Below are 23,324 nucleotides of genomic sequence, written 5' to 3' on the forward strand. Positions count from 1 at the left end.
CGCCGACATCCGCTCAGCGCCCCTCGAGCACGTACCGGTCGCGTCCCACCGAGACCCCGACCACGCACTGCCCGACGAGCACGGCGATGTACAGCAGCAGCGGCGCGGTCCAGCCACCGTCCAGCGCGTGGAGGGCGCCGAAGGAGATGGGGCCGACGGCGGCGAGCAGGTATCCCACCGACTGCGACATCCCGGAGAGCGCGGAGGATGCGGCGGCGTCCCTCGCGCGTTGCGCCATCAGCGTGAGCGACATGCTCAGCGACGCTCCCGCCGACAGGCCCGAGATCAGGGCCCATGCGGTCAGCAGCTGCGGCGCGAGGATCATGCCGATCGCGGCGGCGATCGCGAGCAGCGGGAGTGCGGCGGGAACGGCGCGGCGCAGGCGCCCCTGCAGGGCGAAGGCGACGGCGAACGATCCGACGACACCGAGGATCTGGTACAGCGCGACGTCGACGCCGGCGGCGACGGGAGACTTGCCGGTGGATGCGGCGAGCGGGGCCATCCACGTCACGAGCATGTAGAACGACGCCGACTGCGCGCCCATGTAGGCCGCGATCTGCCACGCGAGGCGGTCGCGCCAGATCCCCGTGCTGCGCGAGACGCCGGGTGAGGCAGATACCGGCGCGGTCCGCGGGGTGCGGCCGTGCTGGGCCCATGCCCACAGGGCGATCGTGAGCGGCAGGAGCGCGGCGGTCGCGGCCAATGCCACGCGCCACCCGGCATCCGGATCGTCCACGGCGTGCGAGATGGGCACGACGACGGCCGAGGCGATGGCTCCCACGCCGCCGAGCAGCGCCGTGTACATGCCCATCATGACCGGGACGCGCCCCGGGAAGTCGCGCTTGATCACCGCCGGCATGATCACGTTGGCCACGGCGAGGGAGGCGCCGATCAGGCCCGTTCCCAGCCACAGGTTGACCTCCGTGCCCGGCAGTGACCGCCAGGCCGTTCCCGCGCCCAGCGCGACGAGGGCGACGAGCAGCACGCGCGACATCCCGAACCGACGTGACAGGCCGTGGGTCAGCGGCGAAACGATCGCCCAGGCGAGAAGGGGCACCGCTGCGAGTGAGCCGAGAGCCGCTGTCGTCGTGCCGAGATCGTCCGCGATCTCCTCGAGCACTGGGCCGACACCCGTGATCGTCGCGCGCATGTTGGCGGCGACCAGCGCCACGGCGACGAGCAGCAGGAGCCCGCGGCCGCGTCGGTGCGGTCGCTCGCCGGGGGTCTGGATGCTCACGAGCACCGGACTCTACCCTGCCCGCCGCCTCCGTCTGCGCCCGCTTTCGCGCGGCGGATGCCTGCGCCGTCACTGCGACGTGTGCACGAGGCGTGGCGCGGGTGGTGCCCGGCGGGGCTCGTGGGGAGGCGCGAGTCGCGTTGGTCGTGCGGATGTCGCAGTACCGCGGGCGGCCCCGCGGGGCCGGTCTGGGCGCCGACGCGCGAGCGTGTGCGTGCCGCCCGGGTCAGCCGAGGCGGGTCTCGAACGGCCAGCCAGTGTACGCCTCGGCGAGGTAGGTGCGGCCGGCATCCGAGTCGATGATCGAGCGGAGTTCCCCGAGCTGTCGCCGGCGGTCGAAGTCGGATGCGTCCGGGGTGCGGTGGAGCATGCTGGTCATCCACCACGAGAAGTGCTGGGCCTTCCAGATCCGCCGCGACGCCGTCTCGGAGAAGGCGTCGATCGGGTCTTCGTCGCCGGAGAGCAGCAGCGCGCGCAGCGCGATGTCGAGCAGCACGACGTCGGCGACAGCCAGGTTCATGCCCTTCGCGCCGGTCGGCGGCACGGTGTGCGCCGCATCGCCGATGAGTGCGACGCGGCCGCGGCGCAGCTCGCCGGCCACGAAGCTGCGGAAGCGCAGGACGTCTCGCTGGAAGATGGGCCCCTCGTGGAGGGTCGTGCCCGGGACCCGCGCCTGCAGCTCGTCCCAGATCTGCGCCTCGCTCAGCGCGTCGGGATCGGCCTCGGGGTCGCACTGGAAGTACATGCGCTGCACCGTGCTGCTGCGCTGGCTGATGAGGGCGAAGCCCGCATCCGAGTTGCTGTAGATGAGTTCCTCAGAACTCGGCGGGGCCTCGCAGAGGATGCCGAACCAGGCGAACGGGTACTCGCGGAACGACCCGGCCGCCGATCCGCCGAGCGTCTGGCGCACGACCGAGCGCGAGCCGTCCGCGCCGACGACGAACTCGGCCTCGATCTCGACGCGCTGCCCGTCCGCATCCACGCCGATGACGCGCGGCCGATCGGATGCGGCGTCCTCCACCGCGTCGACGCGCACCCCGAAACGCAGGTCCTGTCCGGCCGCGAGCCGTGTGGCGACGAGGTCCTTGAGCACCTCGTGCTGCGGATACAGCCAGACGCTCCGGCCGGTCAGGGAGGGGAAGTCGATGCGGTGCCCCTCGCCGGCGAAGCGCAGCTCGATGCCGTCGTGACGGTTGCCGTCCGTGAGCACGCGCTTCGACGCGCCGCTTGCGACGAGCAGATCCACGGTGCCCTGTTCGAGGATGCCCGCGCGGATGGTGGTCTCGATCTGCTCGCGCGTGCGGGAGTCGACGATGACCGACTCGATGCCGGCGTCGGCGAGCAGGTGCGAGAGCAGGAGTCCGGCGGGACCGGCGCCGACGATGGCGACGCGGGTGCGGATAACGGTCATGACGTCTCCTTCGACGACGGGCCTGTTGATGCTGCGCACCAGTGTGCCCTGCGGTCAGAACGGGGGTGACAGAGTCCCATTGAATGGGACTGCTCGGGCACTCCATGCGGCGTTGGTGCTGGGTGTCGGGTGCCCGAGTTGCGTCGCATATGCGCACCTGCCACACCTTTGCGCAGGTGCGGCCGTCGTGAACTGTGGCGGATGCAGGAGAGTGTGGCGGATGCGGGGTCGCGGCACCCCCGGCATTGCGCATAGGACCGGGCACCGCGCGCATAGGCCCGGGCACCGCGCGCTCGGGCACGGGCATCGCGCGTATCCCGGCATCACGCACGGGCTCGTGCGCCGCGGGCTCAGGCCCGGGTGCCGCGCGCACAGGCCCGGGCGCCGCGCGCGCAGGCCCGAGCGCCGCGCGCTCAGGCCCGGGTGCCGCGCAGTCCCGCCTCGATCTCGACGGCGGCCATCCGCAGCGGTGGCAGGGCAAGCTCCGCGTCGGCGTCGCGCGGCAGCACGACCGAGAGCGCCGCGATGACCTCGCCCTCCTCGCGCAGCGGCACGGCGACGCCCGTCGACACCGACTCGATCGACCCCGGCGCGATCACGTACCCGTCGCGCCGGATGCGGGTGAGGATGCGGCGCAGCTCCGCCGCATCCGTCACGGTCTCGCGGGCGACGCGTCGCAGCGGCGCATCGAGCACCCGCTCGCGAAGGGCGGCGGGGGCGTGCGCGAGAAGCACGAGCCCGGCGGAGGATGCGTGCAACGGGAGGCGCCCGGCGATGCGGGTGATGTTTGCGCCCGCATCCGGATGCGAGAGCCGCTCGACGAACAGCGCCTCGTCGGCCTCGAGTACGGCGAGCTGCGTGTGCTCGCGGATGGCGTCCTGCACGGCCGACATCGCCGGAAGCGCCGCCTGCCGCAGCCGCAGCGCCGTCGATCCGCGCAGCGCGAGCTCCCACAGATGCATGCCGATGCGAATGCGCCGCTCCTCGTCGCGCTCGAGCAGCCCCTCTGCGACGAGGTCGTCGATGATGCGGTGGGCGGTGGATGCGGGAAGCCCTGCGCGCCGGCCGATCTCCGCCGCCGTCTGCACCGTGCGGTCGGCGGTGAACGTCTCGAGCACGCGCACGATGCGTGCCGTCATCGAGTCGCCGCTCGGCGAGTTGGCCATGCCGCCACCATCTCACGCATCCCGTCGCGCGCATGTCCCGCTTCGGCCACACCTCCACCCGGCATGTCCCACTTTCTGCAGGTTTGGGCATGAATTCTTGCGGCAAGTGGGACATGCGCTGCAGAAAGTGGGACATCAGCAGGGCAGCCGCCAGCAGGGAAGCAGGGCAACCGCCAGCCGGGCAGCAGGCGCCGGGCCGCATCCCGCAGTCACCCCGCGGCTAGGGTGAGGGCATGGCGGATGGCGTGCTGCGTCGGGCGATGACGCTCATGCGGGCGTTCGACGAAGACGCACCCGAGCTCACCGCCGCCGAGCTCGCCGAACGCGCGGGCCTTCCCCTCTCGACGGTGCATCGCCTCCTCGTCCAGCTCATCGGCGAGGGCCTCGTCGAGCGCACTTCCGCGCACACGTACGCCGTCGGTGCGCGGATGTGGGAGCTCGGCGAACTCTCGCCTCTGGCGCTGCGGCTGCGGGAGCAGTCGCTGCCCCACCTCGTGCGGTTGTACGAGGCGACGGGGGAGAACGTCCACCTCGCGGTGCTCGACGCCCCGACCCCACCGGATGCAGTCGTGCTGTTCGCGGGGCGGATCACCGGGCGCGCCTCGGTTCCCACCCTCGGGCGGGCGGGTGGACGACACCCGCTTCACACGACGGGGGTGGGTCGTGCGCTGCTCGCGACGTGCGACGAAGCATGGCTCGACACGTACCTCGCCGCCCCCCTCATGCCCGAGACACGGCACTCGATCACCGACCCCGACGTGCTCCGTGCGGACATCGTGCTCACCCGGCGCCGGGGCTACGCCGTGACCCGCGAGGAGATGACGCTCGGCAACATCTCGGTCGCCGCCGCTCTCGGCACGATCTCGGGGCTGCCGGCCACCGCGCTCGGCGTCGTCACGCACCTCGACGGCGCCGATGAGAGGCGTCTCGCCCCGCTGGTCGTGCAGGCGGCGAAGGATCTGACCAAGGCTCTCCGAGGATCTGATTCTCACTGAGTGAGAACGGAGGCGACCGGATGCGGCCCGCCGGTGCAACCCTGGACACCCCACCCGTGTGACGTCGAAGGAGACGGTTCCATGTCCACCCCTCCGCCCCAGGCTGCGGCTCCCGAGTCGCTGTTGGCCTCGGCCGACATGCCCACGCAGTCGAAGATCAACCAGGAGATCGCGGACGCTCACGCCGACGCCGCCCGTCGCGTGGCCGCCGGCGAGGACGTGCCCACCACGCTCTACGACTTCGCGCCCTACCGCTCGAGCCTGCTGCGCCACCCCACCAAGAACCCGCGGCTCGTCGACCCCGAGACCATCGAGCTGTTCTCGCCCGCGTACGGACAGCGCGACGTCGCGCAGATCGAGTCCGACCTGACGCTCCAGCACCGCGGCGAGCCGCAGGGTGAGCGCATCACCGTCACGGGGCGCCTGCTCGACAGCTGGGGACGTCCTCTGGCCAACCAGCTCGTCGAGATCTGGCAGGCCAACGCGGCCGGCCGCTACATCCACCAGCGCGACCAGCATCCGGCTCCGCTGGATCCGAACTTCACCGGTGCCGGCCGCACCATCACGGGCGACGACGGCGGCTTCACCTTCACGACCATCAAGCCCGGTCCGTACCCGTGGAAGAACCACATCAACGCCTGGCGCCCCGCCCACATCCACTTCTCGCTCTTCGGCGGCGGCTTCACGCAGCGCCTGATCACGCAGATGTACTTCCCCGGCGACCCGCTGTTCGCGCTCGACCCGATCTACAACACCATCCGCGATCAGCGCGATCGCGACCGCTTGATCGCCGCCTACGACCACGACCTCACCGTGCCCGAGTTCTCGATGGGCTACCGCTGGGACATCGTCGTCGACGGCCCGGATGCGACCTGGTTCGAGCCCGAGGGAGAGCACTGAGATGTCCGAAGCAACGCGCCTTCCCGCCACCTCCGGCCAGACGGTCGGACCCTTCTTCGCCTTCGGTCTCGAGTACCCCAAGATGCACGAGGTCGTCTTCCCGCACTCCAGCGGCGCGATCGTGCTGTCGGGGACGATCTACGACGGCGCGGGGGCTCCGATCCCCGACGCCGTGATCGAGATCTGGGGAGCCGACACCGACGGCACGATCTCTCGCGCGCGCGGCTCTCGTCGCCGCGACGACCACACCTTCACCGGCTTCGGCCGCAGCTTCACGACGGATGAGGGCGCGTACGACTTCTGGACGCGCAACCCCGGTCCGATCGACGGCAAGGCGCCGTTCTACGCGGCCGTCGTCTTCGCTCGCGGGCTCCCGAACAAGCTGCACACGCGCATCTACCTGCCGGACGACGAAGAGCTGCTCGCGGCGGACCCCCTGCTCTCCTCGCTCGAGCCCCACGAGCGCGCTACGCTCGTCGCGACGCGCACGCCCGAGGGTGATCTCACCCACGACATCCACCTGCAGGGCGAGAAGGAGACCGTTTTCCTTGCCTTCTGACGAACCCGGGGCGCCCTTCACGGATGTGGGGCTGCTCTCCCCGGTGACGGTGTCGCACGACTCCCTCGTGGCCGACGATGCCGTGGCTGCCGCTCTCGTGACCGCCGAGGTCGCCCTCGTGCGGGCCTGGGCCGTCGTCGGTGTCGCTCCGGATGCGGTCGCCACGGCCGCGTCCGAGGAGTTCGGATGGTCCGGAGCCGGCCTGCTCGTGGACGCCGACTGGCTCGACATCACCCGACTGGCGAGTGCGGCCGTCGGCGGCGGCAATCCCGTCATCCCGCTCATCGCCCGCCTCGACGATCGCGCGTCGATCCACGTGCGTCCGTGGCTGCACCGCGGCGCGACGAGTCAGGACATCCTCGACTCGGCGCTCATGCTGGTCTCCCGGCGCGCGGGGCTGCATCTGCTGGGGGTTCTCCGGCAGGTCGAGGCGCAGCTTCTCCGGGTTCGCCGTCGTCCATCGCGACACGGTCGCCGCCGCCCGCACGCTGACGCAGCATGCCGTGCCGACCACCGTGGGTGCTCGTGCCGCGGGCTGGTTGCGCGGCGTCACCCGTGCGCGCGTCCGGCTCGGCGACGCCGTCGGGCAGCTTCCCGCGCAGCTGGGAGGCGCGGGCGGCACCCTCGCCTCCTTCGTCGAGATCGGCGGGACGGATGCGGCATCCGCTCTCCCGTCCGCGTACGCCGCGGAGCTCGCGCTCGCCGCCCCCGACGCGCCGTGGCACGTCTCGCGCTGGCCCGTCACCGAGTTCGGCGATGCGCTCGTGCAGGCGATCGACGCTCTCGGCAAACTCGCGACCGATGTCGCGACCGGCTCGCGCACCGAGATCGGCGAACTCGCGGAGGGCGTCGGCGGCGGTTCGAGTGCGATGCCCCAGAAACGCAACCCCACCGGCGCCGTGCTCGTACGCTCGGCGGCGCTGCGTGCACCGCAGCTGGGCGCGACCCTGCACCTCGCGGCCGCGCTCGCCGCAGACGAGCGCCCCGACGGGGCGTGGCACGCGGAATGGCCGACGCTGCGGGAGCTGCTGCGCCTCGCGCTCGGCGCCGCCGAGACGAGCCTCGCGCTCGTGACAGGTCTGCGCGTCGACGAGGTCGCCGTGGCTCGCGCTCTCGCCGCTACCGACGGGCTGCTGGTGTCGGAGCGGCTTTCCATCGTGCTCTCGCCCGTCATCGGGTCCGACGACGTGCGTCGCATCGTCGGGGCCGCAACCGCGGGGGGCGACCTCCGTGCGCTCGTGCGCGACGCGCTCGAGGCCGCGCTCGACCGTGCGCCCGGCGCGCCGCATCCCGCCGACGACGTCGACGCCCTCCTGGACCCTGCCGCCTACACCGGTCTTGCGGGCGCGCTGGTCGACCGGGCCGTCGCCGACGCGCCGGCGGATGCCGCTCGCGAGAGCATCGAAGCCCCGACCGAGGATCCCGCATGACCCAACCCACGATCGCCCTGACCGAGGTGGCCGGCCCCGCCGATGCTCCGCTGGTCGTGCTCGGCCCGTCGCTGGGCACCTCCACGATCCTGTGGGAGGACGTCGCCCCGCTCCTCACAGACGACTACCGCGTTGTGAGCTGGGACCTCCCCGGTCACGGGGCCGCCCCTTCGCCGAGCTCGCCGTTCAGCGTCGGCGAGATCGCCGACGCTGTCACGGATGCCGTGCGCGCGATCGGCGGCGAACGCATCCTCTACGCCGGGGTGTCCCTCGGCGGCGCGACGGGGCTCGAACTGCTCTTGCGTCACCCGGAACTCGTCCGCGGTGCGGCGATCCTCGCCTCGGGTGCTCAGCTCGGCGATGCAGCGAGCTGGCACGAACGGGCGGTTCAGGTGCGCGCGCAGTCCACCTCGTCGGTGATCATCGGCTCGGCGCAGCGCTGGTTCGCCCCGGGCTCGATCGAGCGTCGCCCGGAGCTGAGCGGCCGGCTGCTGCACGCGCTGCAGGATGCCGACGACGAGGGGTACGCCAGGTGCTGCGAGGCGCTCGCCGCCTACGACGTGCGCCCGCGGCTGGGTGAGATCGCCGCTCCCGTGCTCGCTGTCTTCGGGCGGGACGACAAGGTGGCGCCCGAGGCGAAGAGCGTCGAGATCGCCGAAGGCGTGCGCGACGGACGGGTGGCTGTGATCGAGTCCGCCGCGCACCTGCCACCCGCCGAGCAGCCGGAGCAGACCGCATCCGTGCTGCGCGAGTTCTTCCGCGAGGTCGCGCGATGAGCCGGCCGAGCGGTGCGGGCCGCAGCGACGAGCAGCGATACGACGACGGGATGCGGGTGCGCCGCGAGGTGCTCGGCGACGCCCACGTCGATCGCGCCGTCGCGGGCACCACCGCAGAGACGGCGGATTTCCAGGACCTCATCACGCGCTACGCCTGGGGTGACATCTGGTCCAGGCCCGGCCTGGCCCGACGCGACCGGTCGATCGCGGTCCTGACGGCGCTCATCGCCCTCGGTCACCACGAGGAGTTCGCGATGCACGTGCGGGCCGCCCAGCGCAACGGACTGAGTCGCGACGAGATCGTCGAGGTCGTGCTGCAGTCGGCGATCTACTGCGGGGTGCCGGCGGCGAACACCGCCTTCCGCATCGTCAAGGACGTCTTCGCCGAGGAGTGATCAGTCTGCGGCGCCGGGCTGTCCCTGCCGCTGCAGGTCGGCGCGGTATCGACGCGGTGACGCGCCGTAGCGCCGCGTGAAGGCGCTCGAGAGGGTGGCGGGATCGGGGAAGCCCCACCGCGCGGCGATCGTGCCGATGCTCTCGCGGGCGTGGGCCGGGTCGACGAGTTCGTCGCGGATGCGCTCCAGCCGGCGCTCGCGTACGAGACTCGACACCGTCACGCCGTTGGCGGCGAACACCCGCCGCACCGCGCGGGGCGACAGCTCGTGCGCGTGGGCGATCCGACCGGCGTCGAGCTCCGCATCCTGCAGGTGCTCCTCGATCCACAGCACGAGCGAGTGGAACAGCGAGAGCACGGTCGCCGTGCCGGGTTCGCGGCCGTCGGCGAGCACCGCGTGCACAGCGGCGACGAGCGCATCGGCGACATGACCGGCGGCAGCGTCGGAAGGCTGCGAATCCGGTGACGCCAGCGTCGACATCACCGCGCGGAGCAGAGGTGTCGAGCCCAGCGGGGTGAGGTCGGCCGCGAGCAGCGTCGTGAGCTCGCCGTGGCGCAGCGCCAGGACGGAGGTCGGAATGCGCACGAGCAGGTACTCGTGCGCACCCGGGGAGCTGAGGCGGTAGCCGTGGGCGCCGGTGTAGAGCACGACGTCGCCGGGCCCGAGCTCGACCGTGCGCTCGTCCTGCGAGACGCTCATCGATCCCGAGACGAGGTACCCCACCACCACGCCCTGCCATTGGCGTGACGTCTCCCACGGCGAGACCTCGACGGCCCCGCCGGCGACGAGAGCGACCTCCAACGCGCCGAGCGCGAAGCTCGCCCGCACCGAAGGCGGCCCGCCCGTCATCCCCGACACGATGATGACGTCGTCGTTGTCCCGCGCGTCCTTCTCGGCGGATGCGGGATTCAGCCACCCGTAGACGAGGTCGGACCCCTGCGGGTCCTTCGACTCCTCGCGTGGCACCATGATGTGCCCATTCTGCCGGTCGCGCCGGCTTTCAGCCGGTCACCCAGTCGGGGTCGGCGAGGAGCTCGCGGAACTCGTTGACGAGCCGCGCCGTGTGGAACCCGTCGGCGACGGCATGGTGGATCTGAACAGCGAGGGGGAGGAGCAGGCGCCCCTCACGCTCGACGTAGCGGCCGAGCGTGAAGATCGGGGCCAGGTGCTGCGAGCCGCCGTCGATGTTGAGGGTGAATCCGGTGAACGAGGTCCACGGCAGGCTCGAGACATCGAAGCAGTTGGGCGGCGGCGCCCCCTGCGGAAAGAACTCCGTGGCTCCGGCGTGCTCGGCGATGACCCGCGCGGCGGCGTCGTGGAAGGCGGCGTAGTCCGCATCGAAGGGCGTCCAGACGCTCGCGAAGGTCTCGCGTTCGGCGTTGAAGATCGTGAAGGAGGGATGCGTCCGCCCCCACACCGCCGGTGCGCCGGGGTCGTCCCGCGTTGTCCGGAACTCGTCGTGACGGTTGACGAGGAGGGCGAGCGCCCAGATCTGCGAGATGTAGGTGCGCCGCCCCGTCCGTTTCACGGCGGCTGCGAACTCCGTCGCGTCGACCTCGACGGTGATCGCGTACGTGCACGGCACGGCACGGCGCGGAGGTAGTGCTCGAAGTGCTGGCGGCGCGGCCACGTCTCGAGATCGATCGGTTGCGGAGCGTCCATGCATCGATCGTCTCAGGTGGTGCGCGCACGCGGCGATGACGGTTGTCACGATGACGCCCAAGTTGTCTGGGAAGAACCGATGTGCAGCAAAAGAGGCAAATGTGAGCCAGAATGATGTGCGCGCATGCACATCGGTGCAGAACGACATCTCAGCCCGTTCTCGGTGTCGCCGCATCCCTACACTCCGAGGCAGGTCGGGCCCGAATGAGCCCGACCGCCCTCCTCGCACACAACAAGGAAGTTGGTTTCGATGTCCTCTCCCCGATCCCTCGTGAGGCTGTGGTCGCTCTTCGCGATCGCCGTCGCTCTCGTGCTGGCCGGCGGCGCCACGGCCGCCCTCGTGCAGACGTCGGCGGGTTCCGTCCAGGTGCGTGACGTCACGTTCACCGGCACCGCGGGCACGAGCGTCTCCGGGCTGCTGTACGTGCCCGTCACGGCCACTCCGGAGACCCCTGCACCCGCGGTGCTCGCGGTGCACGGCTACGTGAACTCGCGCGAGATGCAGACGGCGAATGCGGTCGAGCTGAGCCGCCGCGGCTACGTCGTGCTCGCGCTCGACCAGGCCGGGCACGGTCGCTCGGACGCGCCCGCCTTCGGCAACGGCTTCAACGGTCCCGCGGGTCTCGCCTACCTCCGGGGTCTGGACATCGTCGACCCCGACAACATCGGCCTCGAGGGGCACTCGCTCGGTGGCTCGACCATCATGAACGCGGCGGCCGCCTTCCCCGAGGGATACGCCTCCATGGTCCTGTTGGACTCGGCCATCGGCTTCTTCGGTCCGGAGGGAACGCCCGACTTCCCGCGCAACACCCTCGTGGTCTTCGCCGAGTGGGAGGAGTTCTCGGGAACGATGTGGGCCTCGCCGAACACGCGGGATCTGACCTCGAGTCCGAAGCTGATGACGATGTTCGGAACCGACGAGCCGGTCGTTCCCGGCCAGTTGTACGGCTCGATCGACGACGGCACCGCACGCGAACTCCTGCGACCCGCCAACAATCACCCGGGTGTGACCCACGATCCCGCCGTGACGCAGGAGATCGTGGCATGGTTCGACAAGACGCTCGAGGGCGGTCACGACGCGGCCGGCCAGACCTGGTGGATCAAGGAGCTCGGCACCCTCGTCGCGATGATCGGTGGCGTGCTCGTGATCTTCGCCTCGGGCGGACTCCTGCTGGCGACCGGCTTCTTCTCGGCGATCCGCCGGCCCGTTCCGGCAGCCGCGGGAAGCCGCTGGGGCTGGCCGTGGATCGTCTCGGCGATCCTCACGACCGGCATCCCCGCGTTCACGTTCTTCTGGTTCAACACGTGGGGTGCGGCCTGGATCCCGGCCGGTCCCGTGTTCGGGCAGTCCTACTCGACCGGCATCGTCGTCTGGGCGCTGCTGAACGGACTCATCGGCCTCGCGATCTACGCGGTCACCGCGTGGGTGCAGCGGCGCCGCAACCCGCTCGCATCCGTGCGCGCGGCGGAGGTCGAGGGCGCGCCGGGGCTTCGGCGCGGCGCGCTGATCGGTCGGGCCGCGGTGCTCTCACTGTTCAGCGTGGGCGCGGCCTACCTGCTCGTGGTGATCTCCGACTGGCTGTTCAAGAGCGACTTCCGCTTCTACGTCCTGCAGCTGCAGCCGCTGACGGCGACGCGCTTCGCGCTGTTCGTCCTCTACCTGCTGCCGTTCACGGCGTTCTTCCTGATGCTCACCTTCACGCTCCACCGCACGCTCCGGTGGACCGGGCGCGCCTCCTCGATGCGCTCGGAGATGATCGCCTCCGCGATCGTGCTGCCCGCGGGCTTCGTCGTGCTGGAGATCATCAACTACCTCCCGCTCTTCGTCAGTGGTGAGCTGGCGCTGCCCGGTGAGTCGCTGCTCACGATCATCGGCTACCCGTTCATCGTCGTGCTGGCGGTCGTCGGTGCGCTGTCGACGTACTTCTTCCACAAGACCGGAACGATCTACGTCGGAGCGTTCGTCTCGGCGCTGCTGGTCACGTGGAACGTTGTGGGCGGCACGGCCGTGCAGGGCGACGTGCAGGAATGGGGCGGTCTGGCGATGACCGTGCGGGTCGTCCTCCCGCTGCTGCTGGCCCTCGTTCTCGTCGTCGTGGCCGTGCGCCTGCGCCGGCGCTCCGCCGGCAAGAGCGACATCGACGCCTGATCTGAACGGCGTCGACGCGGGCGGTGGGGGAGTGCGATCCCCCACCGCCCGCGGTGCGTCAGCCGTCGAGGAACCGCTTCGTCTCGGCCGCGATCTGCGCCGAGAGCGTGTGGTGCAGGTAGTGGTCGCCGGTCATGACGACGAGCTCGCCGCGGTCCACCGACGACGCCTGGCGTTCATGCAGCGACACCCAGTCCGCCACATCCGTGTCGTTCTCTCGAACGAACAGCAGCACCGGGAGGGACGCGGGGAAGCTCGTGCCGCTCGCATCCGCGAAGTTCCGGCTCGCGTGCTGCATCTCATCGACCATGGTCGATGCCGTCGTGTTGCGAGTGGCGAGCATGCGCATCTGCTGCTTCGTCTGCTCGTCGTAGGGAAGTCCCTCGTAGGGGTCCGGTGAGATCGCCTGCAGTGCCCGCGTGATGCCGAGGTCGTTCAGCAGCAGCATCGCGTCGGTGGGGATCGGCTCGTCGGACCCCGGCTGGTCGGGCACGCTGTTGTCGATGCCCACGAACGCGGTCACCTCGTCGGGAAAGAGCGAGGTGTAGGTGAGCGCGTAGATGCCGGCGATCGAGTGCCCCATGAGCACGTACCGGTCGACCCCGAGCTGTTGCAGGGCTCCGTGCACCTCGCGGGAGATGCTTTCGGAGGTGCGGGGGACATCGGTCCCGTCGCTGAGCCCCGTGCCGAACGGCTCGACGGCGATCACGCGGTAGTCGTCGTCGAGCTGATCGATGAGCGGGGCGAAATCGAGACCGGGAGCTGCGGTCCCGAGTCCGGGAAGCAGCACGATCGTCTGCTCGTTATCGCCGCTGACGACGACGTTCATCTCGCGGCCGTCAACGCTCACGCGCTGTCCGTAGGGGGTGATCTCGGAGGCTTCGGAGTTCGTGGCGACGGCGTTGGCGGTCGCCATCGCGCCGACGGCGACGGCCGGGGTGAGGACGAGGGCTGCGGCGACGATGAGGGTGATCTTGGTGCGTTTGTTCATGATGTCCTGAGCTGCGTGTCTCCTGCGCGACGCGGGTGACATCGCCCCCTCAGGACATCAGTCGGGCGGGCGCTGCGGCAGTGTCGCCGCGTCACCGGCCGGGGTGACAAATGTCACCGGGACGTGGCGGACGCCGCATCCGCCGATGCGCTCGGTCGGGGGCCGAAGCCGAGGGCGCGGTCTGCGGCGACATGGAACAGCCAGCATGCGGCGACGACTGCGAGGGCAGGCGTCGCGACTCCTGCCGCGAACAGTGCGGCGTGGAGCCCCAGCAGCAGCAGAGGTGCCGTGTAATTGTGCACGAGGTTGTACGCGCGTGCGCCGGTACGGATGCTGAACGCGTACCCCAGCATCGACACGTCGAACAGCAGGAACAGGGCTGCCAGCCACCACCACGCGAATCCGGCCGTCACGAACGCGACGACCGTGGCGATCGCGATGGCGGCGCCTTCGATGCGGTGGATCGCCGGCACGGGCGCGGCGGGTATCGGCGGACGGCGCGCCGCCACGGTGCTCACGCTCGACCCCAGGTCTCGAGGGAGCCGGCGACGGAGTCGATCGCCCGCGCGAAGCTGCGCTCGATGTCGACGGGAAGCTCGAACGCGCGAGAGGTTTCGAGGGAGAGGAAGCCGTGCAGGCTCGCCCGCAGGAATCGGATCGCGTCGATCGCATCGTCGCCCTCGAGGCCGTACCCGACGAGTACACCCGCGACCACCTCGAGAACGGATGCGGAGGCCCGCTCGTCCTCCTCGTCGCCCGTCGCCGGCGCAGTGATCGTCAGCGGGTACTGGCCCGGGTGGGCCAGCGCCCAGTCGCGGTAGGCATGCCCCATCGCGCGGATGGCGTCGCCGCGGGAGCGACCCACCGTCGCGCGGGCGAGGGTGTGCCCGAGCTCGATCTTGGCACGCAGCATGACGCCCCGCTCCAGCCCGGCGAGCCCGTCGACGTGCTTGTAGAGCGACGGCGCACGAACGCCGAGGTCTTCGGCGAGCGCGGCGAAGCTCAGCGGCCCCGCATCCGGAGCGTCGAGCAGGGCGGCGGCGCGTTCGATGACGATCGCGGGGGTGAGCCCGGCCCTAGGCACGGTCGGTCCCTTCGCGCAGGAAGGCGAGGAGGGCGTCGGCCGTGCGCTCGGGCTGCTGGGACTGCGGGTAGTGGCCCGCATCCTCGATCATGACGCTCGTGCCGTGCAGAGCCTCGGCGATCCATGCCGCCTCGACAGCAGGGTCGGCGAAGTCGGGGTCGGCGCTTCCCATCACCACCAGCGTGGGCGCGGTGACGCGTGCGAGGCTCCGCTCAGCGTCGCCGTGGTCGGTGCGCGTGGTGAGGCGGAACGCCCGCGCGTAGCCGGGGCGCCGCATCGCCTGGATCATCGCGGCGCGGTAGGCCTCGAAATCGGCGGGCTTCGCGCCCGAGTACAGAGTGGGCAGGTACGCGTTCCAGGCGGCGACGGCCCAGGGGCGAGCCATCAGCATCCGGAGCATCAGCGCCGCCACCGCGCTCTGGCTCGGCGGGGTGCGCACGAACGGTCCGACCAGCACCAGCCCCGAGACGAGCTCGGGGTGCTCGGCGGCGACGATCACCGCGGCGCCGGCCGCCATCGAGTTGCCGACGATCACCGCGGGGGCGCCGAGGTGGCGGATGAGGGCCGCGATGTCGGATGCGGTGGGCACGTCGCCGTAGGCGTCGAAGCCCGCCGAGCTGTCGCCGTGACCGCGGAGGTCGGCGGTGGCGACGCGGTAGCCCGCCGCGACGAGGAGGGGCGCGAGGTGCCGGTACGAGGAGCGCAACTCGCCCATTCCGGGCACGAGCAGCAGAAGCGGGCCCTCGCCCGTGACGTCGAAACCGATCTCGCCGCCCTCGACCCGGAGGTGCTGCGTCGAGGCGGCGGAGGAGGATGAGGGGTTCATGCATCACACACTACATAGCCATAAAGCTATGCACAATAGCCAACCTCGATCTCCCCGGATCGACCCACATTTCAAGGGACTCCACCTGCGGACTTTCCGCCCGAATGGCCGCACCCAGCGTCCCTCGAACAGGAGGATGTCGTGTTCAAGGGACGCAAGATGCGGTGTTTCCGGCGTCGGGACCGCACTTCGGGTCCCTTGAGCATGGGCGAGGGGTGACGGCGGGTGGGGAAGCGGCGTAGGATGTTCGTCAGACGTACGTACGTTCGCAGAGCGAACATCCCGACAGGGAGCGAACACTTCCGAAGGAGGATGTGTGATCGACAAAACTGTCGCCGACATCGCATCGGCGGTCGCAGGCATCGAGGACGGCTCGACCGTCATGATCGGCGGGTTCGGCCGCGCCGGCCAACCCGTGGAACTCATCGACGCCCTCATCGCGCACGGCGCGAGCGACCTCACGATCGTGAACAACAACGCCGGCAACGGCGATACGGGACTCGCCGCGCTGCTCGCCGCCGGACGTGTGCGTCGCATCGTCTGCTCCTTCCCCCGGCAGTCCGACTCCTGGGTCTTCGACGACCTCTACCGCTCGGGCCGCATCGAGCTGGAGCTCGTCCCGCAGGGCAACCTCGCCGAACGCATCCGTGCCGCCGGTGCGGGGATCGGTGCGTTCTTCTCGCCGACCGGCGTCGGCACCGAGCTCGCCGAGGGCAAGGAGCACCGTGAGATCGACGGACGCACCTACGTGCTCGAGCACCCCATCCGCGCCGACTACGCGCTGGTCTCGGCCCGCCAGGCGGATCGCTGGGGCAATCTCGTCTACCGCGAGACCGCCCGCAACTTCGGGCCCATCATGGCGGCCGCGGCGACCACGACGATCGTGCAGGTCGACGAGATCGTGCCGCTGGGTTCGATCGACCCTGAGACGGTCGTCACTCCCGGGCTCTACGTCGATCGAGTGGTCGCGGTCGGCGAGCGGCGCTGGCTGAGGGACGGCGTGTTCGTCGGCGGCACCGACCTGGAAGGCCGCCCCCTCGAGAACCAGGAGCAGCGATGACCACCCGCGTCTCCCGCGCAGACCTTGCCCGCCGCATCGCCGCCGACATCCCCGACGGCGCCGTCGTGAACCTCGGCATCGGTGCGCCGACACTCGTCGCCGACCACCTGCCCGCCGACCGCGAGATCGTGCTGCACACCGAGAACGGCCTGCTGGGGATGGGACCGGCACCTGCGCCGGACCGCATCGACCCCGATCTCATCAACGCCGGCAAGCAGGCGGTCACGGCCGTCGCGGGCGCCGCGTACTTCCACCACGCCGACTCCTTCGCGATGATGCGCGGCGGGCATCTCGACGTGTGCGTGCTCGGCGCCTTCCAGGTCGCGCAGAACGGCGACCTGGCCAACTGGTCGACGGGTGAGCCCGGTGCGATCCCCGCTGTGGGGGGTGCGATGGATCTCGCGATCGGCGCCAAGTCGGTCTACGTCATGACGGATCTGCTCACCCGCGCCGGCGAGCCGAAGCTCGTCGCCGCCTGCACGTACCCGCTGACCGGCGTGGGCTGCGTCTCGCGCGTCTACACGGATCACGCGGTCTTCGAGATCACGGATGCGGGCTTCGCCGTCACCGAGGCGTTCGGCGACAACACGATCGAGCAGCTGCGCCAGCTCACCGGTCTCGATCTCATCGATGCGACGGATGCGGCCGCATCCGCGTCCCAGGAGGAGAAATGACCGCGAGCTTCGTCTACGACGCCGTCCGCACACCGTTCGGTCGAGCCGGTGGTGCGCTCTCCGGCATGCGGCCGGACGATCTCGCCGCCCTCGTCATGCGCGCGGCCGTCGAACGCACCGGCCTCGACCCGGCGCGCATCGACGACGTGATCTTCGGCGACGCGAACCAGGCGGGCGAGGACAACCGCAACGTCGCCCGCTTCGGCGCGCTGCTCGCGGGATTCCCGACGACTGTGACGGGTGCGACCGTCAACCGACTGTGCGCCTCGTCGGTGGAGGCCGTGATCCAAGCGTCCCGGGCGATCGAGTCCGGCGACGCCGACATCATCCTGGCCGGAGGCGTCGAGTCGATGAGCCGCGCGCCCTTCGTCGTCGAGAAGTCGGCCAAGCCGTGGCCCGCCGTGGGCAACCAGACGCTGTGGAACACGGCGATCGGCTGGCGCATGACCAACCCTGCGCTGCCGAAGCCCTGGACGATCAGCAACGGCGAGTCGGCGGAGAAGATCGCGCGCGAGTGGGGCATCTCGCGCGAGGCGCAGGATGCGTTCGCCGCACGCTCGCACCGCCTCGCCGCCGAAGCGTGGGCCGCCGGTGTGTACGACGGCGAGATCGTGCAGGTCCCCGGCGCCGAACTCGCCCGCGATGAGAGCATCCGCCCCGACACCTCCCTCGAGAAGCTCGCGGGTCTGCGGGCGCTGTTCGCGGCGGACGGCGACGGTTCCGTCACGGCGGGCAACTCGTCGCCCATCAACGACGGAGCCTCCGCGGTGCTCGTCGCGGCCGAGGGGGCGCTGCCGGGGGAGCCGTTGGCACGTATCGCCGCCCGCGCCGCCCACGGCGTCGACCCCGATGTTTTCCCGATCGCGCCCATCGAGGCCGCCAACAAGGCGCTCGCCCGCGCCGGCTTCACGTGGGACGACGTCGATGTCGTCGAGCTGAACGAGGCGTTCGCCTCGCAGAGCCTCGCCTGCGTCGCCGGATGGCCCGACCTGGATCCGGAGCGCGTGAACATCCACGGCGGTGCGCTGGCCATCGGCCATCCCCTCGGCGCGTCCGGCGGGCGCATCATCGGTCACGCCGCACACGAGCTCGCCCGCCGCGGCGGGGGCGTCGCGGTCGCCGCGATCTGCATCGGGGTGGGGCAGGGCCTCGCGGTCGTCCTCGAGAGGTGACCGACGCGGATATGGTGAGCGGATGAGCGAGCAGGGCGACGTATCCGGCGAGTTCGTGCAGTCGCTCGCCCGGGGCCTCGCGGTGATCCGCACGTTCGATGCGGACCACGCGGAGCTCACCCTGAGCGAGGTCGCGCGCCGCGCCGAGGTCACGCGCGCGGCCGCCCGCCGCTTCCTGCACACCCTCGTGAGCCTCGGGTACGTCCGCAGCGACGGACGCTTGTTCGCCCTCACGCCGCGGGTGCTCGAGCTCGGCTTCAGCTACCTGTCGTCGCTGTCGCTGCCCGACGTGCTCCAGCCGCACCTCGAACTGCTCTCGCGCGAGGTCGGAGAGAGCGTGTCGGCGGCCGTGCTCGACGGCGCCGACATCGTCTACATCGCCCGTGTGCCGGCTCGGCGCATCATGAGCGTGCGCATCACGATCGGCACCCGCTTCCCGGCGTACGCCACGAGCATGGGGCGCGTGCTGCTGGCGGCGCTGCCCGCATCCGCTCGTGCCGAGGCACTGGCGCACCTGCATCCGCTCACCGATCGGACCGTGACGGATGCGGCACGCCTCGGCGCCGAACTCGACCGGGTCGCAGCCCAGGGGTGGGCGGTCGTGGACGGCGAACTCGAGGCGGGGCTGCGCTCGATCGCCGTCGGTGTGCGCGATCGAAGCGGTCGGGTCGCGGCTGCGATCAACGTCTCGTCATCGGCGACGCGCGACAGTGTCGAACACCTGGTGCAGCACTACCTGCCGGCCCTCGTCGCCACCGCGGAGCGGGCGAGCGACGAGCTGCGCCGCGTCTGAGGTCAGCGCACGCCCTTCATGAGTCGCAGCACCGGCTTCACTGCCAGCAGCAGCACGACGCCGAGGGCGATCGCGATGAACCCGAGGATCGAGAAGTAGCCGACCTCGTTCTCGGAGTCGTAGTACTCGCCCAGCTGCCCGGCGATGGCGGTTCCGAGTGCGACCGACAGGAAGAACAGGGCGACCATCTGGGTGTGGAAGATCGTCGGCCCGAGCTTCGTCGACACCGACAGACCGATCGGTGAGATGAACAGCTCGGCCACGGTGAACACGAACAGGATGCCGATGACGCCCAGCAGCGGTGTGGCGTTCGGTCCGCCGTTCGCCCAGAAGAGGAACAACCAGAACGCGACGCCCATCACGATCGCCCCGATCGCGAACTTGACGGGCGTCGACGGCTGCCGTCGGCCGAGCTTCGTCCAGAGGGCCGCGAAGATGCCCGAGAGCAGGATGATGAACACCGGGTTGATCGACTGCACCCACGAGACGGGCATCTCCCAGCCGAACAGGTCACGGTTGAGGCGCTCGTCGGAGTAGATCGTCAGCACGGTGAACTGCTGCTGGTACAGCGACCAGAAACCGACGCTCACGACGAACAGCGGGATGAACGCGTAGACGCGTGAGCGTTCTGTCGCGTCGATGCGCCGTGAGCTCAGGATGACGGCGAAGTAGGCGATCGCGGCCACGATCGTCACGACGATGACGACGAGGGCAAGGTTGTCGGCGCGCACGATGCCGAGCAGCACGCTGGCCGCGATCACGACGACACCGGCCACGGCGATGCCGATCCACAGTGCGTGCCGCTCGCGCGGCAGCGGATTCGGCACCGCTCGCGCCTCGGCGGGCAACTGGCGGCGTCCGAAGGAGTACTGCACGAGACCGATGGCCATGCCGACCGCCGCGAGTCCGAAGCCCCAGTGGAACCCGGCGAGCGACTGCAGCAGCCCGGTCAGCAGTGCGCCGAAGAACGCGCCGAGGTTGATGCCCAGATAGAAGAGCGAGAACCCGCCGTCGCGGCGGGGGTCGTCGTCGGTGTACAGCGTGCCGACGACGGATGTGGCGTTGGCCTTCAGTCCGCCGGAGCCGAGGGCCACGAGCGCGAGGCCGACACCGACACCGACGAAACCGGGCAGGACGGCCAGCGCGATGTGTCCGGCCATGATCACGATCGCACTGAAGAACAGCACGCGTTCGGATCCGAGCAGGCGGTCGGCGATCCAGGCGCCGAGGATCGTCGAGAGGTACACGGCGCCGCCGTAGGCGCCGACGATACTCGTCGCGACGGGCTTGTCGAGGCCGAGTCCGCCGTCGGTGGCGGAGTAGTAGAGGTAGATCAGCAGGATCCCCTGCATGCCGTAGAAGCTGAACCGCTCCCACATCTCCACGCCGAACACGTGGGCCAGTGCCCAGGGCTGGCCGAAGAAGCGGGTGTCGCGCGTGGTGCTCTCGGACGCCGTCATAACGGCCACCGTATCCCCGCGATGCCGCTGGGCGCGGGAGGTCGCCGCCGGCATCCGTCTGCCATCGGCGCCGGATTGGCAGACATCGGGCGGTGCGCGCGGCGTGCCGCTCGCTAGCCTGTCGCCATGATCCTCCGCGTATCCGAGGCGATCGTGCGCGCCGGCGCCGAGCAGGAGTTCCTCGCCCGGCTGCGTGAGCTCGTCGCCGACTTCCCCGATCGATACCACGGCCTCGTGCGCCACGACGTCCTCGTGGACGAGGCGGAGCCGCGCCGCATCCAGTACGTCTCCGCCTGGCGTGACGACGCGGATCTGGTCGCCTACGCGGGGACGGGCTGGCGCACCGAGCCCGTCACCTTCCCTGGCGAGGAGCGGTACCTCGAGGCGCCGTTGGCCCTGCGCCATTTCCGCGTCGACGCGGCCGGGTGAGCGCCGCTCAGCCCGCGACGGGAAGGGGTGCGGTCGCCGCCGCCTTCAGCTCGCTCTCCACCGCATCCAGCCAGAGAGTGAGCGAGGTGCGCGCCTCGACGGTGTCGGGGTAGCGGCAGCGCAGATGCAGGCCCGCGTCGTTGATGACGAACCAGATCATCACGCCGTTGGTTCGAATCACGGCGGAGATCCACGACGCCTGCGGGTCGTCGACCGCGACGGGAAGGCGGCGTGTGTCCAGCCACGACAGTGCGAACATGCCCGGTGTGCGGGGCATCCCCCCGCGCGGTGCGAACACCGGCGCCAGCGGATGCGAGCCGAGCCACAGCGCCCGGCGGACATCCGCGGCGCAGGCGTCGGGGTCACCCTCCTCGCACTCGATGACCGAGTTCGTGATGAACCAGCCCACCGCATCCGTCCAGCGTGGATCGTTCCGGCTGTGCACGGGGAAGACGGCGCGTAGGGGCGCGTCGGCGACACGGCGGGTGGCCCGCGTGACCGCCGCGAGCGCGACCGCGGTCGGCCGAACGCCTCGCTCGTCCGCGACCCGGGTCAGCTCCACGACCTGGGCGGGATCGAGCACGTCGCGCACCTCCACGACCTCGTCGTGTGCGCGGCTCATGTCGCCGAGTGGCAGCGGGAAGCGCGGCATGGCCTGCCCGCCGGCCGCGAGCAGGCGCTCCCACTCGTCGTGCACGTCGGCGGGAGACTCGCCCATCGTTTCCAGCAGCGCGGTGTGTTCGGCGAACGGATGCGCGGGCGTCAGATCCGGTTCCTCGCCCTTCTGCACGCAGCGCAACGCGCGGTCCAGATCGCGGCCCAGCACGAGGAGCGACCACATGTCGACGTGGGCGTGGTCACTGCCGATGACGACGACAGGCTCGCCCGCATCCGGCTCCACGAGACACAGCAGGAAGGATCCTGCCGCGTGGGGGCGGCAGCCGGCATCGAACGCCTCCCGCAGCGCCTCGGCGATCCCGCCGGCGGCGGGATGCGTGCGCCACACGCCGGGCGTCTGCTCGCCGGCGAACAGGCGGACGCGCTCGCCTGCGCGAAACACGGAGCGCAGCGTGCCGTGACGGGCGACGACCGCATCCCATGCTCGACCCAGAGCCTGTCGCTCGGCGCCCGCAAGGCGGAACGAGATCGCCATCCACGATCCGGGCCGGTCGCCCTCGCCCACATGGCGGCCCTGATCGAACGAGACGGGCAGCTCCTGATCCGTCGCCTCGATCACGACGTCGTAGCTGTGCAGCCGCCCGGGCGGGAGCCGGAGGTGGGCGACATTGGTCAGGCGCATGGCGCCGTAGTCTAAGGGGCGCAGATTGCGGGCAGTGGACGGGTGGGAACGGAGACGCGGATGCCGGCGCTACGCGTGCGGGGAGCGAGCCTCGACTACGACATCACCGGCGACGAGGGGCCTCTCGTCGTGCAGTTGCACGGGCTCACCTCGAGCCGCAGCCGCGATGCGCAGCTGGGCCTTGATCTCGGCCGGGCTCTGCGCGGGCACCGCATCCTGCGCTACGACGCGCGCGGCCACGGAAGATCAAGTGGCACGGATCGTGAATCGGACTACGGCTGGGACGCGCTCGCCGAAGACCTGCTCATGCTGCTGGACGCCGTCGCGCCCGGCGAGAAGGTCCACGGCGTCGGTCCGTCGATGGGCACCGGGACTCTGCTGCACGCGGCGGCCGCCGACCGGCGCCGCTTCTCGACGCTCACCCTCGTCACGCCGCCCACCGCCTACAAGCGGCGCCGGGCACAGGGCGACGTGTACCGGGCGAACGCCGAACTCGTCGAGCGTGGGGGTCTCGCCGCGCTGCTCGAGATCGGCAACACGGCTCCCGTGCCCCCGGCGCTCGCCGATGCGCCCGAGACGCGCCCCACCGTGCCGGCTGAGCTGTTGCCGATCGTGCTGCGGGGAGCCGCCGCGACCGGTCTCCCGCCCAAGAAGCGCATCGCCCGCATCGAGGTGCCGACCCTCATCCTCGCCTGGACCGGCGACCGTACGCATCCGCTCAAGACCGCGCGAACCCTGCGCGAGCTCATCGACGACAGCCGCCTAATTGTGGCCCGCAGCCCCTACGGGGTGATGGCCTGGCCGGGCCTGTTCGCCGAGCACGTCACCACCCGCGCCTGAGCCCGGGCGTCCCGC

The 23,324-nt window shown here is 70.8% G+C and carries 24 protein-coding genes; 13 read left to right on the top strand and 11 right to left on the bottom strand.

Translation table 11 applies throughout. From position 1 onward, the window contains the following. Positions 1-13 precede the first annotated feature (13 nt). From AC1VNH_RS12360 to AC1VNH_RS12370, 3 genes are all read right to left on the bottom strand, one after another. Positions 14-1,237: an MFS transporter gene (locus tag AC1VNH_RS12360; RefSeq protein ID WP_483111690.1), complete on the bottom strand. Its 1,224-nt coding sequence runs from the start codon at positions 1,235-1,237 to the stop codon at positions 14-16. Between the two features lie 226 nt (positions 1,238-1,463). After that, complete coding sequence (locus AC1VNH_RS12365; RefSeq protein WP_483111691.1) at positions 1,464-2,648, bottom strand: 4-hydroxybenzoate 3-monooxygenase; 1,185 nt, start codon at positions 2,646-2,648, stop codon at positions 1,464-1,466. Positions 2,649-3,061: 413 nt separating this feature from the next. Next, positions 3,062-3,814 carry an IclR family transcriptional regulator gene (locus AC1VNH_RS12370; RefSeq protein ID WP_483111692.1) on the bottom strand — a complete coding sequence of 251 codons (753 nt, stop codon included), beginning with the start codon at positions 3,812-3,814 and terminating at the stop codon, positions 3,062-3,064. 233 nt (positions 3,815-4,047) lie between these two features. Between AC1VNH_RS12370 and AC1VNH_RS12375 the strand changes: the two genes are divergently transcribed. The 6 genes from AC1VNH_RS12375 (at position 4,048) to pcaC (ending at position 8,869) form a co-directional block, all read left to right on the top strand. Further along, positions 4,048-4,809, top strand: a complete 762-nt coding sequence (locus AC1VNH_RS12375; RefSeq protein WP_483111693.1) for an IclR family transcriptional regulator — start codon at positions 4,048-4,050, stop codon at positions 4,807-4,809. 81 nt (positions 4,810-4,890) lie between these two features. Beyond that, positions 4,891-5,709: a protocatechuate 3,4-dioxygenase subunit beta gene (pcaH, locus tag AC1VNH_RS12380; protein WP_137418759.1), complete on the top strand. Its 819-nt coding sequence runs from the start codon at positions 4,891-4,893 to the stop codon at positions 5,707-5,709. A gap of 1 nt (position 5,710) precedes the next feature. After that, a complete protein-coding gene (gene pcaG, locus AC1VNH_RS12385) occupies positions 5,711-6,268 on the top strand; it encodes a protocatechuate 3,4-dioxygenase subunit alpha (protein WP_137418760.1) in 558 nt (185 codons plus the stop codon). Between the two features lie 503 nt (positions 6,269-6,771). Beyond that, a complete protein-coding gene (locus AC1VNH_RS12390) occupies positions 6,772-7,698 on the top strand; it encodes a lyase family protein (RefSeq protein ID WP_483111695.1) in 927 nt (308 codons plus the stop codon). After that, positions 7,695-8,474 (top strand): alpha/beta fold hydrolase, encoded by a 780-nt coding sequence (locus AC1VNH_RS12395; protein WP_483111696.1) that lies wholly within the window; start codon positions 7,695-7,697, stop codon positions 8,472-8,474. The genes AC1VNH_RS12390 and AC1VNH_RS12395 overlap by 4 nt, the downstream gene beginning before the upstream one ends. Further along, a complete protein-coding gene (gene pcaC, locus AC1VNH_RS12400) occupies positions 8,471-8,869 on the top strand; it encodes a 4-carboxymuconolactone decarboxylase (protein ID WP_483111698.1) in 399 nt (132 codons plus the stop codon). The genes AC1VNH_RS12395 and pcaC overlap by 4 nt, the downstream gene beginning before the upstream one ends. Here pcaC and AC1VNH_RS12405 read toward each other — a convergent pair whose 3' ends face one another. Next, positions 8,870-9,838, bottom strand: coding sequence for a helix-turn-helix domain-containing protein (locus tag AC1VNH_RS12405; protein ID WP_483111699.1), 969 nt, complete (start codon positions 9,836-9,838; stop codon positions 8,870-8,872). It lies immediately after the preceding gene. A 31-nt stretch (positions 9,839-9,869) separates the two neighbouring features. After that, entirely contained in the window at positions 9,870-10,454 is a 585-nt protein-coding gene (locus AC1VNH_RS12410; protein WP_483111700.1) for a CatA-like O-acetyltransferase, read from the bottom strand. Positions 10,455-10,781: 327 nt separating this feature from the next. Here AC1VNH_RS12410 and AC1VNH_RS12415 point away from each other — a divergent pair, with 327 nt between their 5' ends. Then, positions 10,782-12,680, top strand: coding sequence for an alpha/beta hydrolase family protein (locus tag AC1VNH_RS12415; protein WP_483111701.1), 1,899 nt, complete (start codon positions 10,782-10,784; stop codon positions 12,678-12,680). Between the two features lie 58 nt (positions 12,681-12,738). On the opposite strand, the gene AC1VNH_RS12420 is transcribed toward AC1VNH_RS12415, so the two are convergent. The 4 genes from AC1VNH_RS12420 to AC1VNH_RS12435 form a co-directional block, all read right to left on the bottom strand. Further along, a complete protein-coding gene (locus AC1VNH_RS12420) occupies positions 12,739-13,671 on the bottom strand; it encodes an alpha/beta fold hydrolase (protein ID WP_483111702.1) in 933 nt (310 codons plus the stop codon). A gap of 113 nt (positions 13,672-13,784) precedes the next feature. Further along, on the bottom strand, positions 13,785-14,189 hold the full coding sequence (locus tag AC1VNH_RS12425) for a DUF4260 family protein (RefSeq protein WP_483111703.1): 405 nt from the start codon (positions 14,187-14,189) through the stop codon (positions 13,785-13,787). Next, positions 14,186-14,755, bottom strand: a complete 570-nt coding sequence (locus AC1VNH_RS12430; RefSeq protein ID WP_483111704.1) for a TetR-like C-terminal domain-containing protein — start codon at positions 14,753-14,755, stop codon at positions 14,186-14,188. The genes AC1VNH_RS12425 and AC1VNH_RS12430 overlap by 4 nt, the downstream gene beginning before the upstream one ends. Beyond that, the gene (locus tag AC1VNH_RS12435) at positions 14,748-15,581 is read right to left on the bottom strand and encodes an alpha/beta fold hydrolase (RefSeq protein ID WP_483111705.1); all 834 of its coding nucleotides are present in this window, start codon (positions 15,579-15,581) and stop codon (positions 14,748-14,750) included. Before AC1VNH_RS12435 ends, AC1VNH_RS12430 begins: the two co-directional genes overlap by 8 nt. A 316-nt stretch (positions 15,582-15,897) precedes the next feature. On the opposite strand from AC1VNH_RS12435, the gene AC1VNH_RS12440 reads away from it, so the two are divergent. From AC1VNH_RS12440 to AC1VNH_RS12455, 4 genes are read left to right on the top strand one after another with little or no spacing between them, the layout of a single operon-like run. Next, positions 15,898-16,641, top strand: coding sequence for a 3-oxoacid CoA-transferase subunit A (locus AC1VNH_RS12440; protein WP_483111706.1), 744 nt, complete (start codon positions 15,898-15,900; stop codon positions 16,639-16,641). Continuing rightward, positions 16,638-17,315, top strand: a complete 678-nt coding sequence (locus AC1VNH_RS12445; RefSeq protein ID WP_483111707.1) for a 3-oxoacid CoA-transferase subunit B — start codon at positions 16,638-16,640, stop codon at positions 17,313-17,315. The genes AC1VNH_RS12440 and AC1VNH_RS12445 overlap by 4 nt, the downstream gene beginning before the upstream one ends. After that, positions 17,312-18,487: a thiolase family protein gene (locus AC1VNH_RS12450; protein WP_483111708.1), complete on the top strand. Its 1,176-nt coding sequence runs from the start codon at positions 17,312-17,314 to the stop codon at positions 18,485-18,487. The genes AC1VNH_RS12445 and AC1VNH_RS12450 overlap by 4 nt, the downstream gene beginning before the upstream one ends. Before the next feature lie 22 nt (positions 18,488-18,509). Further along, complete coding sequence (locus AC1VNH_RS12455; RefSeq protein ID WP_483111709.1) at positions 18,510-19,280, top strand: IclR family transcriptional regulator domain-containing protein; 771 nt, start codon at positions 18,510-18,512, stop codon at positions 19,278-19,280. Between the two features lie 2 nt (positions 19,281-19,282). Here the strand turns inward: AC1VNH_RS12455 and AC1VNH_RS12460 are convergent, their stop codons facing one another. Then, on the bottom strand, positions 19,283-20,740 hold the full coding sequence (locus tag AC1VNH_RS12460) for a peptide MFS transporter (protein WP_483111711.1): 1,458 nt from the start codon (positions 20,738-20,740) through the stop codon (positions 19,283-19,285). A 126-nt stretch (positions 20,741-20,866) separates the two neighbouring features. Here AC1VNH_RS12460 and AC1VNH_RS12465 point away from each other — a divergent pair, with 126 nt between their 5' ends. Continuing rightward, positions 20,867-21,169, top strand: coding sequence for an antibiotic biosynthesis monooxygenase (locus tag AC1VNH_RS12465; protein ID WP_483111712.1), 303 nt, complete (start codon positions 20,867-20,869; stop codon positions 21,167-21,169). 7 nt (positions 21,170-21,176) lie between these two features. Here the strand turns inward: AC1VNH_RS12465 and AC1VNH_RS12470 are convergent, their stop codons facing one another. Further along, positions 21,177-22,469 (bottom strand): condensation domain-containing protein, encoded by a 1,293-nt coding sequence (locus tag AC1VNH_RS12470; RefSeq protein ID WP_483111713.1) that lies wholly within the window; start codon positions 22,467-22,469, stop codon positions 21,177-21,179. Between the two features lie 60 nt (positions 22,470-22,529). Here AC1VNH_RS12470 and AC1VNH_RS12475 point away from each other — a divergent pair, with 60 nt between their 5' ends. Then, positions 22,530-23,309, top strand: coding sequence for an alpha/beta fold hydrolase (locus AC1VNH_RS12475; RefSeq protein ID WP_483111714.1), 780 nt, complete (start codon positions 22,530-22,532; stop codon positions 23,307-23,309). Positions 23,310-23,324: the final 15 nt, after the last annotated feature.

This window comes from Microbacterium sp. KU4F (assembly GCF_056868075.1).

What these genes read in the sequence shown, in the direction of transcription:
- AC1VNH_RS12365 (WP_483111691.1), bottom strand. Translation starts at nt 2,648, where the DNA reads ATGACCGTTATCCGCACCCGCGTCGCCATCGTCGGCGCCGGTCCCGCC.
- AC1VNH_RS12370 (WP_483111692.1), bottom strand. Translation starts at nt 3,814, where the DNA reads ATGGCCAACTCGCCGAGCGGCGACTCGATGACGGCACGCATCGTGCGC.
- AC1VNH_RS12375 (WP_483111693.1), top strand. Translation starts at nt 4,048, where the DNA reads ATGGCGGATGGCGTGCTGCGTCGGGCGATGACGCTCATGCGGGCGTTC.
- pcaH (WP_137418759.1), top strand. Translation starts at nt 4,891, where the DNA reads ATGTCCACCCCTCCGCCCCAGGCTGCGGCTCCCGAGTCGCTGTTGGCC.
- pcaG (WP_137418760.1), top strand. Translation starts at nt 5,711, where the DNA reads ATGTCCGAAGCAACGCGCCTTCCCGCCACCTCCGGCCAGACGGTCGGA.
- AC1VNH_RS12395 (WP_483111696.1), top strand. Translation starts at nt 7,695, where the DNA reads ATGACCCAACCCACGATCGCCCTGACCGAGGTGGCCGGCCCCGCCGAT.
- pcaC (WP_483111698.1), top strand. Translation starts at nt 8,471, where the DNA reads ATGAGCCGGCCGAGCGGTGCGGGCCGCAGCGACGAGCAGCGATACGAC.
- AC1VNH_RS12405 (WP_483111699.1), bottom strand. Translation starts at nt 9,838, where the DNA reads ATGGTGCCACGCGAGGAGTCGAAGGACCCGCAGGGGTCCGACCTCGTC.
- AC1VNH_RS12415 (WP_483111701.1), top strand. Translation starts at nt 10,782, where the DNA reads ATGTCCTCTCCCCGATCCCTCGTGAGGCTGTGGTCGCTCTTCGCGATC.
- AC1VNH_RS12420 (WP_483111702.1), bottom strand. Translation starts at nt 13,671, where the DNA reads ATGAACAAACGCACCAAGATCACCCTCATCGTCGCCGCAGCCCTCGTC.
- AC1VNH_RS12435 (WP_483111705.1), bottom strand. Translation starts at nt 15,581, where the DNA reads ATGAACCCCTCATCCTCCTCCGCCGCCTCGACGCAGCACCTCCGGGTC.
- AC1VNH_RS12445 (WP_483111707.1), top strand. Translation starts at nt 16,638, where the DNA reads ATGACCACCCGCGTCTCCCGCGCAGACCTTGCCCGCCGCATCGCCGCC.
- AC1VNH_RS12450 (WP_483111708.1), top strand. Translation starts at nt 17,312, where the DNA reads ATGACCGCGAGCTTCGTCTACGACGCCGTCCGCACACCGTTCGGTCGA.
- AC1VNH_RS12455 (WP_483111709.1), top strand. Translation starts at nt 18,510, where the DNA reads ATGAGCGAGCAGGGCGACGTATCCGGCGAGTTCGTGCAGTCGCTCGCC.
- AC1VNH_RS12460 (WP_483111711.1), bottom strand. Translation starts at nt 20,740, where the DNA reads ATGACGGCGTCCGAGAGCACCACGCGCGACACCCGCTTCTTCGGCCAG.
- AC1VNH_RS12465 (WP_483111712.1), top strand. Translation starts at nt 20,867, where the DNA reads ATGATCCTCCGCGTATCCGAGGCGATCGTGCGCGCCGGCGCCGAGCAG.
- AC1VNH_RS12470 (WP_483111713.1), bottom strand. Translation starts at nt 22,469, where the DNA reads ATGCGCCTGACCAATGTCGCCCACCTCCGGCTCCCGCCCGGGCGGCTG.
- AC1VNH_RS12475 (WP_483111714.1), top strand. Translation starts at nt 22,530, where the DNA reads ATGCCGGCGCTACGCGTGCGGGGAGCGAGCCTCGACTACGACATCACC.